The sequence below is a fragment of the Acetobacterium sp. UBA5834 genome, assembly GCF_002435675.1.
In the GTDB taxonomy this organism is placed as follows: domain Bacteria; phylum Bacillota; class Clostridia; order Eubacteriales; family Eubacteriaceae; genus Acetobacterium; species Acetobacterium wieringae.
Genome location: NZ_DJGY01000001.1, coordinates 16481 through 31776, shown reverse-complemented (window position 1 = coordinate 31776; position 15296 = coordinate 16481). Strand labels below are relative to the sequence as shown.

The following is a 15296-nucleotide window of genomic DNA, read 5'->3' as shown; positions in this document are numbered from 1 at the left end:
GGCTTTCGCCGCTGCTTCTGCTTCTGCTTTGGCTTTTGCCTCTGCTTCTGCTTTGGCTTCTGTCTTTAATTCTTTTTCGACTTCTACCTGTACCTCAGTTTTTGATGCTTCCGATTTCTTGGGATTGCTATCACTCGAATCCTCGGCATTATCCTCTTTGCCCGTGATCACTCTGCCAACCTTTTTTATAAAATCGTCCAATTTTCCCACTTCTTCATTCCCCACTTCACTTGAATTCGATAGATCCGAACCACTTTGAATAGCTGTGTCCTTTGTTAATTGTGATTTAGGTTTACTTTTACGAGCCATGACGATCTCCTTTTTAATGACGTAATTTTCCTTCTATTTTTTATAAATGGCCTTGGTGCACTTATAAAAAACAGAATTTTGATGTATAAAAAACAAATGACCGAAGCCATTTGTTTTTTATACATTTTAATTTTTAATCTTCAGTTAAAATAGAATTTTTGCAATATCCTTATGTGGAGATGATATTACCGAATAACTCGTAATGAGATTCGATTCTGCCATTTCCGTCTGGGCCGTTTGAATGGCCATTTTAACAGAAGAAATTTCGCCAGTGATTAATACAAAGCCTTTACCACCCAAGCCTCTAGCAATTCGAATTTCCAGGAGTTCTACGTTTGATGCTTTCGCACAAATATCTCCGATTAAAATTGAAGAAATTGCATTAATCGTTTCAACAATACCCAGCGATTTCACATCACCGATTTCCCCAGCGCCTAGCATTGCTGGCAGAACATCAGGGTGAATATTCGGTATAACGTGAGATTCTAACATATGGATACCACCCACATGCGCCCCATTCTTTATTGACGCCTCAACAGCACCGACATCTCCAGCAATAATACTGACGTATTTTCCAGGACATAAGGGTGATGCCATCAGCAGCTCAACATTAGCGGATTTCAGCATTTCATCAGTGGATTCTATACCAACTGGAATGCTCTTAAATTCCATAAAACCAACTGCTTTTTTCAAAATACCACTTCTTTCTATACTGTGAATGTTTTTATTTTACCAGATTGCGTTAATGCGTTTTAAACGAAAATGAATCCGCCTAAAATTGTAAAGTTAATGAACTGTGTAATAAAGATTGTTACAGCAGCAGGGTCGATATGGGTATCGCAATGGCTATTTAAAGTTTTTGCAGCCCATTCACCAACAAATGCTGTGAACATACCTGTAATTGCTGCGCCAATAATGGCAGCAAACGGATTAAGTGTAGCTGAGAATACGATTACTGCGGTTGAACCAGAAGGTAAAACAATATGATGCCATCCTTCAAAATAATGTCCGCACATAATCAGGATCAGTGAGATAGCAGCAACAGAGAACCCAATTACTGGTGTCATTGAGAATAAGTATGCAGCTTCTTCACTTCCGCCAACTAAACCTAATGTACCTAATGTAGCAGCAACGCCACCAATTAAGATACCAATACCTGCGCCGTAAGTAAGAACAAATCCTAAACGGCTTCCAGTAGTAATCCATTCGCGTTTTTCACCAGCTGGTGTTTTTCCTGTGATACCAGTTTTACCAAATACTAAACGTACAATAATACCAGACAGCATTACGGTGAAAGCAACAGTGTCGGTCCAGCCGGCAGCGCCTTCTCCCAAAATACCATTAAAGAGAATTGGTCCAACCAGTGGTCCAACAATGTATTGGATCAGGAAACCAACCATACCGAAGATACCACCAACGATCAATACCATTGGATCACCAAATTTTACCAGTGGTGTTACGATGTCTTGACCATTTTCAATATGATTTCTTGTCATTGCAAACGCAGCACCAGCTACAGCACCAGCGAAGGCAACATGTGGACCAAACCAAGAACCAAAACTAATAATACCAATTGCAGGTGCCCCAAAATCTCCACCCATGATTGCCGCCAAAACGGTTAAACCGGTGAAAACAAAGGCTGTGATCCCGCCCATAAATGTGGCTAAGACGCCACCGCCAAATGCGGCGATTAACATTGTAAAGTCCATAATTATCCCCCTTAAAATATGATTTAGGACTCGATAGTGATTTTTTCACTATCCGCGGCTGAAATCCTACCGCTAATACTAGCAAAAACTTTTGAGCTCAGTTTACCTTCAGGAATATCCCCGATAAGTTGTCCTCGTTCCACATGATCCCCAACGTTTACAACTGCTACTGCAGGAGCACCTATATGTTGTGACAATAATAGGTTGACTTTAGTAAACGTCTTATCCGTTTCAACCATCGGAGCCGGAAGATCATACTTCGTCAGTCCCAATCGTGATACCAAACGGTAAACGTTAAACTGTTTGCCTTCTCTGAAGGGCACAGCTGATGTTGGTGCATTGTGGTGAGGATTTTTGATCCCCTTACTTCCCAGTTCTCGCTTTAGCATGGTATTGAACTTCCAAGGTTGTAAGTCCATTACACATGCATATTGACATAAGCCACATTCACAGCATAGAAAAGCGTTTGTAGCTTGAGTGGACGTATCGCAGGTTGAACCATAGGCAGCAATCCGCATTAACTTATGGGGTTCCAGGTTATGGCCCAAAGCGTATCGCGGACACAGCTCGGTGCAATAGTTACATTGCATACAAGCCATCCCTGCCATTTTCATGGTTTCCTTGATGGACTTTGTCTTAGAAATTATCAATGGATGATCTTTTGCTAAAACAATCAGTCCTTTCGTTGTTTTTGTAATCGTTGACTCTAAATCGACGATTTTACCCATCATCGGTCCGCCGTTGATCACGACAAAATCCGTGATGGTTGTTCCGCCGGCTAATTCCAAAGCTTCGCGAACAGTAATACCAAGTGGTACCTTTGTTGTGAGCTTATTCTTAACCTCACCTGTTAATGTCAAATATGTATCTGTAACCGGTTTATTGTCTACCATTATATCATAAATGTTCAAAAGTGTCTCCACATTTATAACTAATGTATTAACATTTAACGGAATTCCGGCTTCAGGCACAATCCGTCCCGTTGTTTCATAAACAAGGACCTGTTCATCTCCCGCTGGATAGAAATTCTTTAACAAGTGCATTCTAATCTTGGGAAATGCTGGTAATTCTTTGTTTAATGCTTCAATAGCAGGTGTATATTTCTTCTTGAGGCCAATAATGCCTTCCTTTGCTTGTGTGTGATCCATAACAGCCTGGAGTGCCGTTAACATTTTAACAGCCTCCAGTGCCATCAGTTGTTGATCGACGCGCAATAGTGGTTCGCATTCTGCTCCGTTGACAACGACGGTATCAACTTTGCAATTTAATTTGACCTGGGTTGGAAACCCTGCCCCGCCTGCACCTACAATGCCGGCGTTTTGTACCAATTCTACTAAATTTGCGCTCATGAACAACACCTCTATTATTTAATCGTAAATCCTCCTACTAATACACATCTTCGTTTACGAGTAAATGTCTTAGCAGATGTTAGACCTTCACCGGTCGGACCAGCAATGGTAAAGGTTGTATAGCCTTCCCCACCAACTCCGATACCAGCATATGAAGGGCCATTTTTAACAAAAATAGTGGTTTGCACTCTTTTTGCCATTTCAGTTAAGTTATTGATATTTGTTGAATGCATAATCGCAGTATGTCGATTACCATGTTCCAGCGCAACAGCCACATCAATTCCTTCTTTAATATCTTTTACACGAACAATGGGAAGGATTGGCATCATTAATTCTTCAACAGCGAAGATATGATCTTTACTGGTTTCCATAATGATTACCCGGATGGAGTCGTCAACGTCAATTCCAATACCTTTAAGAATTACTTTGGCGCTTCGTCCCACATAGTCACGACTCAGGCGACCACCGGGAATAACCAGCTCTTCCAATTCGGCAATTTTCTTGGCGTCTTTCAGTTCATAAGCACCATTTTTCTTCATGTTAAAGATCAGGTAGTCGGCAACTTGTTCGACGACAACAACTTCTTTTTCCGCAATACAGGGAAGATTATTATCAAAGCAACAACCATCAATAATATCTTTCCCGGCTTTTTCGATATCAGCGGTTTCATCAACCAGCGCTGGAGGATTTCCGGCACCAGCTCCAATCGCTTTTTTGCCACTCTGTAATACAGTCTTGACTACACCTGGTCCACCGGTAGCACAAAGCATGGTGATTTTGGGGCTGGCAAACATGGTATTGGCACTGTCAATTGTTGGTTCTGCAGTTGTAACAATCAGGTTTTCCGGACCACCAACCTCTAAAATCGCCTTGTTTAACAATTTAACTGTTAAAGCACTGGTTTTTTTTGCGCTGGGATGGGGTGCAAATACGACTGTATTTCCTGCCGCTAACATGCCAATTGAATTACAGATAACTGTTTCACTGGGATTAGTCGAAGGTGAAACTGAGCCAATCACGCCAAATGGAGACTGTTCAATTAAGGTTAACCCGTCATCACCAGTGAAGGCATCGGCAACAAGATCTTCCACACCGGGTGTTTTTACTGTTGCCAATTCATGTTTTAAAAGTTTATGTTCATAATTTCCCATGCCAGTTTCTTCAACTGCCAACTGGCAAATCATTTCCATATTTTCTTTTTTGAGCATTTCTGCCCGCATCGCTGCTATCAATTTGCTTCGAAAGGCTATTGGCTGTCTCATGAAGGTTTTCTGCGCTTCATAAGCTGCATCAATGGCGTTCTCCATATCATTAAAGATCCCAAGCTCACCATCTTTAAGTGGCTTTCCGCCTTCAACTGCACAATCGATTTCTGCCATTACTTTTTTTACAATATATTCTATACCTGTAGTATCTATATTCATACGAGGTACCTCCTGGATCGTGTTAATTTTTTGTCTTATTTTATAGCGTCTAGTCCAGCTTGAGCAACAGTCATGTCTTCTGCAACACTGCCGCCGCTTACTCCGATACCGCCGATGATTTTACCCGCTTCAAAAATCGGGAAGCCACCGCCAAACACAACCATTCTTCCTTTATCGCAGCTCGCAATTCCAAAAAGTTGTCCTGACTCTTTTGCAAGGTCAGCTGCCTGATCGGTGCCCATTTTAAGAGCAACTGCAGTATAAGCCTTATTGGTTGCGATATCCATACTGGCCAATAAAGAATCTTCCATCCGGTTAAATAATACGGTGTTACCACTGGCATCACAAATTACGATAACCATTGGTACATCGATTTCGATTGCTTTTGCAGCCGCCGCTTCTGCCATTTTCTTTGCCATATCTAATAATTTTCCAGTAGTCGTCATTTTTCTTCCTCCTGATTAATTAGTATTTTTATAACACAGCTAACGCACTCTTTGCAATAATCATATCTTCATCGACACTTCCACCACTTACGCCAATTCCGCCAATGACTTCGCCATTGACTTTTAAAGGATATCCCCCGCCAAAGACGACCATCCGACCATTATTGGTCCATTGGAGGCCATAGAGAGAGCCATCTTCTTTAACGACGCTGGCAACTTTATCCGTGGACATTTTCAATGCATTGGCAGTATAGGCCTTATTCACTGAAATATCAATGCTGACCATTAAAGCATCTTCCATCCGTTCAAAGTAGGCTAAATTTCCACCGGAATCGACCACTGAAAAGACAATGGGGACATTGATTTCTTCAGCCTTTACTCTGGCAGCAGCAGCCATTTTCTTGGCCAGTGTCAGTAGACTATATTCTTTATCACACGTGTCTTCATTGATACTTTCTGCTTGCTCAGTTTCTAACAGATTCAATTTTTCTTTGACCCGGTCGACTATTTGTTTTACAACACCATTAAACTCAACTGTCCGCGCCAGCACAAAAAGGGTATCCGAGAGTCGATTGACGAATTTTACCAATTCTGGACGACTTTCTTCATTTTCGCGATTATATTTTACAATCAATCGCTCACCGCGTCTGACAACGGTGCGGGCAACATGTAAAGCTGCTGATGCTGGACTGGCACCAGGAATAATGAACGCCTTTTGAGGACCAATAATTGCTAAATAGTGTTCCATCGTGCATTCCATGTAATCCACATCTGCCTGAGTAATTTTGTCCGCCAGCATGGTCTTGCCTTTTTCATCGCTGGCAAGTTCTGCTCCGAGAACAAAAATGCGCTTCTGCAGATAGTGCAGTATTTCTCTGATTTCCTGATCATCACAAAGTGAATATGCTAAACCAATGGCCGAATTTGCTTCGTCCATGGTTCCATATGCATCGACACGGATATTATCCTTCGGGGTACGACTGGATCCAAAAAGACCCGTTTCCCCTTTGTCCCCTCCTCGGGTATATACATTTGGCATCACATCACCCCACTAAACAATCTGAATTTCGTCAACAATGCCAACAATAGTCATATCCAGCGGAGCCATTTTGTCACCGTAAACATAACGGGCATTGCTCCCCGACGTTACGATCACCGTTTCTCCGATACCTGCACCTACTGAATCAACGGCTATTGCTGTCGACGAACTTGAATATTTTTCAAATTCACCATACTCATCAATTTTTTTAATGATTAATAATTTACATCCCACAAGATTCGGATCTTTCTGGGTTGATACGACGTTTCCAACTACTTTTGCTAACTGCATATATTCACCACCCTTATTAAACCCTGATAATCTGAAGCCCAAATTCCTTGGCGGCTTCCGCTGCATACCCTGTCAAAATTGATGCTGAAGGTATCTTAATCACATTTGATCCCCGGGCTTTTAAAATATCAACCCGCGAGATAACGTTTTTATCAATCAGACACTCACCAGTATTATGAGCTGAGACCTGATTTACCACCGCTTCGCTTTTAGCTGGGGCAGCTGTCTTTGTAACGATTAAATCATTTGTTTCTGTGGGAGTTCCACCAACACAAGTAGCATATAAGTCTTTGCCACATACTAACTTCATCCCAAAATCACGCAGTGTTTCAATGTTATTATTTAACATTTCCCGATATTTAGGCGATGATTTGCCCATCCCCAGTGATGCTCTTTGAGGATCATCCGGATTACAGGCATTAACTGCTGCAACTACTGGCGTTCCAGCCATAAATCCATGATTAATGAGCGATAACAGCACTGTATCAGTTATTCCCACCGCCAGTTTAGCAGCCGTATTCACGCTCATGGTAGCGATCACAAACATATCTGCCGATCCATATAGCTCTTTTTGGCTTTTTATGTTGCCACTGTGGTAAATTACATCAAGATTTAATTCTTTTTGAATCGCAACAGGATCTAACACCTTCATGCCATCATCAGAAAGAACAACTTTTAATTGCCAACCATCTTTTTGTAATTTCAACAGTGAATCCATCGAATCCTTAAAACCAATCGTCGCTCCCGTAAAGAAAACAACTGCTTTTTTAGGTTGATTTTTTATTCGCCTGACAACCTCGTCAACGATTTTTTGAATAAGTACATCCAATAATCCGTTTTCGAGCATTTTCTCCATGTCCAAATTCTATCACCACATTTCTTACCTTTGACAATTAAAGGCGATCCCTAAGGGTGTTACCAATAATGGTTCTACCGGTTTAATGGTCTTGATGCCTGTTTCATCTTCAAAAATCTTTTCAAAATCATTAAAGACACACGCTCCACCGACCACATAAATAACGTCAACATCATACCCGATCACAAAGCGGTTGACGATGGAAGCCATCTTCTGTACCACGGGCTTAATAATCGGGAAGACTTTTTTCTGTGACTCGTTCTTTTTAAGTTCTTCTGCTTCTTCAAAGCTAATGTGATGAAAACCTGCCAGTACCAGACTCATATGTGTCCCTCCGGTCGCTTCATCGGCTGTGAAAATAACTTCACCATCTTTGAGAATACTAATTCCAGTGGTTCCACCCCCAACATCAACGACCGCACCATTTTGGATGCCAAGCACCGTTGCAGCTGCAGTCGGTTCATCAACCACATTTGTTACCACAAAGTCGGCTGAGTCAACCACATTGGAAATAATCTTTGTATTCCCCGCCAGGATACCAGGAGGAATGGCTGTGGCGGCCTTGGCATATGTCAAGTCAACACCCAGGATACCTTCAACCTCACCTTTAAGTTTTCGTACAATTTGACTCGCACCGAGATAGTCAACGACAATTCCGTCGCGAACAACTGACGCGCCTTGAGTCGCTCCAGCAATGGGACGATCATTTTCATCAACCACTGCGATGACAATATTTGCAGTCCCGAGATCGACGCCAACTTTTAGCTCACCTGTGTAAGCATTGGCTTTTTTTTCCCGGATTAATTCTGCGAATTCCAATATTGCGTCATTACCAGATTTCCAATCCATTATTTCACCTGTTTGGGATTATTTTTAGATAATCATCGTTGTTAAGTCCTGCCGCATTCGCTTCATCAGTATCCAAATGCATTTCATAGTCGAATTTATCGGATACACGCGCGAGTACATTGCAGAAAATTGTTTTTCTAACACCACATGTTTCGACACTGACCCAGTCTTTATCTTTTATGCCTAACTTTTGGGCAATATCAGGAGGCATATGAATATGCCGTAGGGCAACAATCACACCATGCGTGAGGGTAACGGTTCCGCATGGACCCTCGAGGATAATCCCCGGTGTTCCTTCCAGCTGTCCCGATTCGCAAACCGGCGCTTTGATTCCCAGCGTTCTGGCATCTGTCAGTGAAATTTCAATCTGACTTTCCGGCCGGGCGGGTCCTAAAATTCGAACCTTGTCAAAACAACCCTTTGGCCCAATCACTTTAACCGTTTCTTTTGCTGCATATTGTCCAGGTTGCTTTAAGTCTTTCATATTGGTCAGTTCATAACCTTCTCCGAAAAGTGTTTCAATGTCTTTTTTTGAAAGATGGATGTGTTTATTGGAGATTCCCAATACTACACGATTCGGACTATCTTTTTCAGCAATCAGTTTTTTAACTGTGTTAATTACGATTTGCTCAATTACTTGTTTTTCATTTTCGTTCATGCTAGCACCTATTCTTCAAAAGATCATTTCTGTCTGAATCCTTCAGCCGACTCAGCAATTATTCCTCTGAGTTTATTTCTGCTGTTTCTTCATTTTCTTCTATAGTGACAACTTCAGCTTTTGGTTCTACCGGTGGGTCATAACCCACTGTTTCACTGTTGTAAATTAATTTTTCAATTCCTTCACTGGGTCTAGCAATCACTTTGGTTGCCCAAACGCCACGACCTTTAGCACAAGCCGCTGTAGCCGCATCAACTGCTGCCTTAACAGCTCCAATATCACCAGCCACCTTAATGGTTGACATCCCGTCACCCTTACACGCTTCATAGCCAATCAGTCTTACATTTGCTGACTTGACTGCCGCATCGGCAGCTTCAACCGCTGTGGCCAACCCAATAGCTTCTATTAGGCCAATGGCCTCTCCTCTATTCAAATCAACCCCTCCTTACGACAGTTCCGTATTATCCAGATTTTTGAAAGGCATTTTTTTTACCAGTCGGGCAGCATTGCTTCCAATTGCCCGTAATGTTGCTTCGTTACTGTAAGCTGGAATTCTGAAAATTGGCTGATCTTCTTTCAATTTGATAAAATGAAGAACAACTTCATTTTCAGTAATTCCAATGCCTACACCAAGATGCGAAAGTTCTGCACCCCGAAAAGCAAGCTCAACTGGATTGGCATCTTCCAATTCTTCGATGGAAAATGGCACGCCTTCCTCTTCAATTCCGTGCAATACTTCGTCAACAACTTTTTGAAACATTATATTTTTCCCATGGACTATTTTTATTTCTGGTTTTGGAGCATCAAAATCCATCCGCATCTTATTCACCTTCTTCGTAAGCAAGTACCAAACCGGTGGCGACTGCGTTACGCGGACCCTCAACCCCTCTGATATTCGCCCGTCCGGAAACAATACTATACTTGGATAAGGCATCTGTTACTAATTGGGGAATCTCAAAATCGAGAGCCGATCCACCAACCAGAGTAACAAATTCAATATCCCGAACATTTCCAGTCGGACTCACTCGTTCTAATGAACGAATGGCATTTACAACAAATACTTTTGTCTTTGCTTCGCGTCGGACAGCTCGGATTCGCTCCAAGGAGTAATTCCCCGGCATTGGCACCATTCCATTGGGTGTTAAAATAACCACCCGGGCAAAGGTTCTGGGATCCAATGGCTTATCAAAAAATTGAACAGTTCCATCTTCATGACGAATATGGAATAAACTTTCAACCTTAGCCAGGGGATACTTTTTAATATCTTCTGCCAGCGCCATGTTGTCATATCCTAATTCCGAAGCGATCAGCAGCGTGACCATGTTACCGGCACCTGCTAAATGAATGGATTTGATTTCACCTGCCCTGTTAATAATTGCTGCATCCGTCGATCCAGCACCCATATCGATAATTGCTAAAGGTTTATTGCTACCTGGTGTGGTAAGTGCGCCACGGATGGCCATATCGGCTTCAACCCCGCCCACTTCAACTTTTACACCCAGTTCAGCTTCCAATTCATGGGCAATCATGTTCATCTGTAATTTATCTGCCTTAACCATGGCGGCAATACCGACGGCATTTTCCATCGAAAACTCTTCCGCCACCCCGCCTTTGACCGTTTGCGGCACAAATGTATCAACGGCTAATAAATCCTGAATCTTAATTGCACTTGGTAGTTGATCTGTCAGGTGCGACATGACCTGTCTGACCTTTTCAAGCATTCCACCAGCATTCGTGCCAGCTTCCCCTCTAATATCTTCTACAGGAGCTACGGAACGTATTGCATCCATGATTTTTTCAGCGCCGTCATCGACATTAACCTGGGCCTTTTTGTTCGTACCCTGAATAATAATTTGACCAGCCGGGATTTTTCTTTCTTTGACATCCCCTGCCGGCGTTTTGATAACAACAGCTGAACGATTCCCGATAAGCGCACGTGAAACAGGCACAACCTGCTTGGTCTCATCGGACGTTAAATCAAATACGGTTGCAATTCCGTATGGGTTAGATAGTTGTTCGACTACCGAACCTGCTGCGGCGACCTCTATGGCAGCTCGCATGTTTCTCGGCACCTTATCAATCAGCGAAACTTCATCAACAATCGGAATTTTTTTTGTAAGACGGTTATTAATTAAAACGCCATCATCACGTTGGACAATGGCACCATTAATAAATATGCCGTTATTAACAGCATGGTTAATAATCCGAGAGGAATCTTCAAAATCCACTTCTCTGGGGATAACAACGATCACTGACTCGCCCTTATCGCAATTATTAACTTCTCTTATGTCTACAGTCACACCCACGCCGATCCCCAATCCCCCTGGTGTAGAGGGATTGTGACCGATCATGGTTGATTCCGTAATAATTGTTTCCGTAATTGTTTCCATTGCTACATCACCAATTACGGGTGCAGCTTCATTGATCCGGATTAAATCAACATCTTCTACGGTTAAATCAGCTTTTTCAAGGGCTTGTTTGAGAGAGGCGAAAACTCCATGAATATTCTGACGGGTTCCTTTCATTCCAGTGGTATCAACAATACCACTACTGAGAAATTCAGGCTTTCCGTCGACATATCGTGCCAGTGCGGTTTCCGTGCTGGCGTTACCAATATCTATTCCTGCAATAATCATCTTATGTCCTCCCAACACTTCCTAAAATACTTGCTTAGATAAATTCTTTAGATCGCTTTCTTGCATAGTAAACTTCTGCTGCTTCAGCAACTAAAGATGCAGAGATAGGAGCATTGTATTGATTTTTAAGTTCTGCAGCAATCGCCATTAATTCTTCTTTAGTTGATTTATATGGACGAAGGGCATTGTAGATTTCTAATAAACGGGCATCTGGAACAGCAATCAGTTCAGCTGCTCTTCTTAAATTTCTGGCAAATGCATCACGATTTACAGATTCAGCAACCTGCGCTTGCAGTTCAAGCGTTTCTGGTCTGATTCGTAAATCTTCTGGTGTCAACTCGCCAGCTAATAATTTATCTAATGTTAATTCTTTATAAGCTTTTCCCGTAGCAGATAAGATCAGTTCTGGTCTTTTATCTCCGATTGGATAATCAGCTTTCGAAACAGTTCCGCAAGCTGCTGGTGATGGAGCTGCAGCAGCACTCATAGAACTCATAACTTGTTTAACGATTTGTTCCAACATTTGTTCTTGTGTCATTCTGGTCACCTCCACTTATACAAACGAAACTTGTTGTTCGACGGCTTTTTTACCGGCTTCAACATGTTCAGTTTCTTTGATATGTAATAAGGCTGCTTTTGCCTGGTAAGCTGGACGAGCCATCTGGTCGTTTCTTACTGGAACAGGTGCCGGGCTTTCGCCTTTGGCATATTTTGCAGCATTTTTCCCAATCATTCGATATGTTTCCAAGTCGATCAATGGTGCTTGAGAAAATAATTCCAAGTTACTTAACTGTGGTAAATCTTTTTGGTGAATCAAGGAAGTGCCTTTTGACTGTAAGCCAATGCCGATTCCAGATCCAGACAGTTTAGCAGCCGTGTGGCCGCAAACAGCAACGTCAGAACTTCGGTAAACTTTAATAATTCGGGCTTTTAAACCTTCTTCTTCAATACCAGCGATGATTTCTTTAAGAACTTTATCATGCGGAATTCCGGTGATGGTTACGGTTTGAGAATCTGCAAAAGCAGGAGCCAAACCAATCACTACTTCATCACTTGCCATTCCCTGTTTTGCTTCTCCGACTGGAGAAAGTTTCACAGCGCCGGCAGCAGATGCAGCTGGTGCGGAAGCTGGCGCAGCGCCTGTCATTTCTTTTAAAACATCTTCAATAATGCTTTTTAACATTTGTTCGTTTATAGCCATTTTATTACACCCCTTCCTATATGCTTGCTGGGTCAACAGCCCATGGAATATCTTGGATTTGTGCCCATCTTTCATCACTGATTACATAACCAGTTTTTACTCCATGATAGGTATTTGGATAGTTTACTGCTGAAATACATTCCCATGTAGAGCTTAATTTAGAAGCAGTGTGTAAGTAGTCACCAGCACATTTCTGTAACTGGATGTTAAAGATCGATTCAGCGACATCTCTCATGCCACCTCGGTCTAGAGCTTTAATGAAGTCAACCGCAGTTGCACCGCGATTCATTAAATCTTCAACAGCTTTTAAGTCAGCTACAACATCACGGTCCGGCATGTCTTGAGATCCACGAGCATAAGTTGCAGCTTCAACTTCAGCATCAGTGATTTCGGTCAAGCCTAATTCTCTGAATAGGATCTGCATTGCGCGAGCGCCTTTAGCACGTGCAGCAACAACTGTATCTTCATCAACAGGTTGTAAACCGGCATCGATTTTTAAGTCACGTTGGATGACATTCCAATCATCATAATCATCTGCATCCCAGTTAGAGCCTGCAAACATATTATCATAGTTAGGTGTAGCAGAGTAACCAGAACAGATGTAGTCAGTTCCTGGTACCATTTGCATTAATGAACGAGCAACTCGTCGTAAGTCAGAGTGAGTAAAGGTCTGGTCATTAGAAGAAGCACACTCTAAATCGAGGCATGCTGCCAATAAGTTTTCAGCCAATACTTCTCGGATACCGCCTGGTACACCAGCTGGAACACCGATACAAGAAACTGAACCATTCTGGCTTCCTTGTACGCCGGCACCCTTAGTGATGTATAAGCATCGCGCTTCAAGATAAAGCATAGATTTGCCTTCTGCATAACCCATTTGTACTTCTGATCCGGAACCAGATGTAAAACGCATTTTCAAACCACGGGAAGCGTAGCTTGATGCCAAGAAAGCTTTAGAATATGGTGTATCATCACCGTCCATGAAAACTGGTTCTGTACCATATACAGAAATCGTTTCAGCGTAAGCAGTGTAACCTTTCATACCGAGGTCAAGTTCGGTCGCTTCTTCAACAGCACATTGTGTTAAGATACCAGGACGACCAACATTTGCACCAACCATGATGGCAAGCGCATTAAATGGCGCATAACGACCGATGCCTACTGTTGTTTCCATTTCGTCAAATCCACGGATAGCAGCTTCTGCAGCATCAGCAGCGATTTGAACCATGTTATCTTTTACGTTAGTAACGTGGCATTGGTTAGAAGGCATTAAACGAGCTCGCATTTTACTTTGAGCCATCATCATTTCTAACACTGTCATATGACCAAGTACTTCTACAATTTTTGCAGGAGTGATTGATGTTGTAATATCAACAACAACGTCTCTTGGTACATTAATATCAACAAGCATATTGGCAATTTTTAAAGAATCCATTGCCATATATTCCTGGGCTTTTTCTAAACGAATTGCATAGTTAGCGATGAATGTATCAAGCATATCAAAATCAGCTCGTTTTTTTCCATCCAGTTCAACAACTACCCCATTTTCAACAACCAGACTTGGTGTTGGATCTTGAGGGCTGTTCATTGCAATTAGACCGACTTCTGGCCATTCTTTAACGAAACCATCCTTTTTGACTGGACGAGCTGCTAAAGCTTCAAATCTTTTTGACTTCATAGTCATTATTCCTCCTTCTTTCTTAGAAAACTAACAACAGCTACTTAAATATAAGGAGTTGTTACAGGTGGGCAAGGACCGCCAAGAGCTTCTAAAGCTTGTTTACCAACTTCTCTAGCAGCATATACGGCTTGACGAACTGCACCAGCGTCTCCAGAAATGAAGATCATTGATTCATTCGAGAATTTAGTACCGCCATTATCAGGTGAAGCATAACCACAAAGTTCTACGTTAGCAGCTTTTAAAGCAGCATCTGACATTAATACGCCGATACCAGCTGGAGCACCAACAATAATTGCGAAGGCTTTTCCGATTGGAGCACCTAAAGTCATATTACAAGCGAAGCTTGCACGGGCTGTATACTGGAATTCCAGATGTCCGGCAGCATTTGCATATACATCTCCGAAGGTTCTGTTTAAGTCGTTAAGAGCAACTTCAACAGCACGTTTTGCATCAGATACATCTTCTGCACCAAAGATAATTAAAGAACCATGACCTGCACCACCTTCAGTGTCTCTTGCCAATTCACAAGAAACAACTTCGCAATTAGTCGCTTTTACAGCTTCGTCAGCAGCGAAGATCTGAGGACCAGCACCAGTTCTGGCGGAAAGAATACCGATTGATCTGTATTTAGGATCAATTTTCATTGCTTCATGTAAAGTTCTGTCCACGTTTGCAATAACAAAACCAATTGTGTTTCCTACTGCAGTACCAACAAACTCAGTTAATCCGCAAACACCGGTTGCAGCGGCAACTGTGCCTGTTTCTTCAACTTCACTCATTTTCTTCATAACTTCTTCCATCAATTTGTTCATTAAATCATCTTTCATTAATTTACACCTCCGTAATTA

The 15296-nt window shown here is 42.1% G+C and carries 18 protein-coding genes; all 18 read right to left on the bottom strand.

Translation table 11 applies throughout. The annotated features are described in order from the left end of the window. On the bottom strand, positions 1-309 hold a 309-nt coding region (locus B3F51_RS00225), incomplete at its 3' end, for a hypothetical protein (protein ID WP_286944801.1). A 144-nt stretch (positions 310-453) separates the two neighbouring features. Further along, a complete protein-coding gene (locus B3F51_RS00220; protein ID WP_070371842.1) occupies positions 454-1002 on the bottom strand; it encodes a BMC domain-containing protein in 549 nt (182 codons plus the stop codon). A gap of 59 nt (positions 1003-1061) precedes the next feature. Then, on the bottom strand, positions 1062-2018 hold the full coding sequence (locus B3F51_RS00215; protein WP_286944799.1) for a hypothetical protein: 957 nt from the start codon (positions 2016-2018) through the stop codon (positions 1062-1064). A 23-nt stretch (positions 2019-2041) separates the two neighbouring features. Beyond that, positions 2042-3367, bottom strand: coding sequence for a 4Fe-4S dicluster domain-containing protein (locus B3F51_RS00210; protein WP_070371840.1), 1326 nt, complete (start codon positions 3365-3367; stop codon positions 2042-2044). Between the two features lie 14 nt (positions 3368-3381). Then, positions 3382-4791 carry an aldehyde dehydrogenase family protein gene (locus B3F51_RS00205; RefSeq protein ID WP_070371839.1) on the bottom strand — a complete coding sequence of 470 codons (1410 nt, stop codon included), beginning with the start codon at positions 4789-4791 and terminating at the stop codon, positions 3382-3384. Positions 4792-4826: 35 nt separating this feature from the next. Then, positions 4827-5237, bottom strand: coding sequence for a GlcG/HbpS family heme-binding protein (locus B3F51_RS00200; RefSeq protein WP_070371838.1), 411 nt, complete (start codon positions 5235-5237; stop codon positions 4827-4829). Between the two features lie 28 nt (positions 5238-5265). Next, entirely contained in the window at positions 5266-6276 is a 1011-nt protein-coding gene (locus B3F51_RS00195) for a cob(I)yrinic acid a,c-diamide adenosyltransferase (protein ID WP_148637432.1), read from the bottom strand. 12 nt (positions 6277-6288) lie between these two features. Beyond that, the gene (locus B3F51_RS00190; protein WP_014356937.1) at positions 6289-6567 is read right to left on the bottom strand and encodes a EutN/CcmL family microcompartment protein; all 279 of its coding nucleotides are present in this window, start codon (positions 6565-6567) and stop codon (positions 6289-6291) included. A gap of 16 nt (positions 6568-6583) precedes the next feature. Continuing rightward, complete coding sequence (locus B3F51_RS00185; RefSeq protein WP_250934930.1) at positions 6584-7396, bottom strand: flavoprotein; 813 nt, start codon at positions 7394-7396, stop codon at positions 6584-6586. 51 nt (positions 7397-7447) lie between these two features. Then, a complete protein-coding gene (gene eutJ, locus B3F51_RS00180) occupies positions 7448-8272 on the bottom strand; it encodes an ethanolamine utilization protein EutJ (RefSeq protein ID WP_070371835.1) in 825 nt (274 codons plus the stop codon). Between the two features lie 4 nt (positions 8273-8276). Next, a complete protein-coding gene (gene pduL, locus B3F51_RS00175) occupies positions 8277-8930 on the bottom strand; it encodes a phosphate propanoyltransferase (protein ID WP_070371834.1) in 654 nt (217 codons plus the stop codon). A gap of 58 nt (positions 8931-8988) precedes the next feature. Beyond that, on the bottom strand, positions 8989-9363 hold the full coding sequence (locus B3F51_RS00170) for a BMC domain-containing protein (protein ID WP_070371833.1): 375 nt from the start codon (positions 9361-9363) through the stop codon (positions 8989-8991). A 12-nt stretch (positions 9364-9375) separates the two neighbouring features. Continuing rightward, entirely contained in the window at positions 9376-9744 is a 369-nt protein-coding gene (locus B3F51_RS00165) for a glycerol dehydratase reactivase beta/small subunit family protein (protein WP_228882360.1), read from the bottom strand. Positions 9745-9751: 7 nt separating this feature from the next. After that, a complete protein-coding gene (locus tag B3F51_RS00160; RefSeq protein ID WP_286944796.1) occupies positions 9752-11566 on the bottom strand; it encodes a diol dehydratase reactivase subunit alpha in 1815 nt (604 codons plus the stop codon). Between the two features lie 34 nt (positions 11567-11600). Continuing rightward, the gene (locus tag B3F51_RS00155) at positions 11601-12104 is read right to left on the bottom strand and encodes a diol dehydratase small subunit (RefSeq protein ID WP_070371830.1); all 504 of its coding nucleotides are present in this window, start codon (positions 12102-12104) and stop codon (positions 11601-11603) included. A gap of 15 nt (positions 12105-12119) precedes the next feature. After that, the gene (locus B3F51_RS00150) at positions 12120-12767 is read right to left on the bottom strand and encodes a propanediol/glycerol family dehydratase medium subunit (protein ID WP_070371829.1); all 648 of its coding nucleotides are present in this window, start codon (positions 12765-12767) and stop codon (positions 12120-12122) included. Between the two features lie 16 nt (positions 12768-12783). Continuing rightward, positions 12784-14445 carry a propanediol/glycerol family dehydratase large subunit gene (locus tag B3F51_RS00145; RefSeq protein WP_070371937.1) on the bottom strand — a complete coding sequence of 554 codons (1662 nt, stop codon included), beginning with the start codon at positions 14443-14445 and terminating at the stop codon, positions 12784-12786. Between the two features lie 44 nt (positions 14446-14489). After that, positions 14490-15275, bottom strand: coding sequence for a propanediol utilization microcompartment protein PduB (gene pduB, locus B3F51_RS00140; protein WP_070371828.1), 786 nt, complete (start codon positions 15273-15275; stop codon positions 14490-14492). Positions 15276-15296 lie beyond the last annotated feature (21 nt).

Coding starts and splice junctions, on each gene's coding strand:
- B3F51_RS00190 (WP_014356937.1), bottom strand. CDS start 6,567: ATGCAGTTAGCAAAAGTAGTTGGAAACGTCGTATCAACCCAGAAAGAT.
- B3F51_RS00195 (WP_148637432.1), bottom strand. CDS start 6,276: ATGCCAAATGTATATACCCGAGGAGGGGACAAAGGGGAAACGGGTCTT.
- B3F51_RS00165 (WP_228882360.1), bottom strand. CDS start 9,744: ATGGATTTTGATGCTCCAAAACCAGAAATAAAAATAGTCCATGGGAAA.
- B3F51_RS00215 (WP_286944799.1), bottom strand. CDS start 2,018: ATGGACTTTACAATGTTAATCGCCGCATTTGGCGGTGGCGTCTTAGCC.
- B3F51_RS00200 (WP_070371838.1), bottom strand. CDS start 5,237: ATGACGACTACTGGAAAATTATTAGATATGGCAAAGAAAATGGCAGAA.
- B3F51_RS00150 (WP_070371829.1), bottom strand. CDS start 12,767: ATGGCTATAAACGAACAAATGTTAAAAAGCATTATTGAAGATGTTTTA.
- pduL (WP_070371834.1), bottom strand. CDS start 8,930: ATGAACGAAAATGAAAAACAAGTAATTGAGCAAATCGTAATTAACACA.
- B3F51_RS00210 (WP_070371840.1), bottom strand. CDS start 3,367: ATGAGCGCAAATTTAGTAGAATTGGTACAAAACGCCGGCATTGTAGGT.
- B3F51_RS00160 (WP_286944796.1), bottom strand. CDS start 11,566: ATGATTATTGCAGGAATAGATATTGGTAACGCCAGCACGGAAACCGCA.
- pduB (WP_070371828.1), bottom strand. CDS start 15,275: ATGAAAGATGATTTAATGAACAAATTGATGGAAGAAGTTATGAAGAAA.
- B3F51_RS00145 (WP_070371937.1), bottom strand. CDS start 14,445: ATGAAGTCAAAAAGATTTGAAGCTTTAGCAGCTCGTCCAGTCAAAAAG.
- B3F51_RS00205 (WP_070371839.1), bottom strand. CDS start 4,791: ATGAATATAGATACTACAGGTATAGAATATATTGTAAAAAAAGTAATG.
- B3F51_RS00155 (WP_070371830.1), bottom strand. CDS start 12,104: ATGACACAAGAACAAATGTTGGAACAAATCGTTAAACAAGTTATGAGT.
- eutJ (WP_070371835.1), bottom strand. CDS start 8,272: ATGGATTGGAAATCTGGTAATGACGCAATATTGGAATTCGCAGAATTA.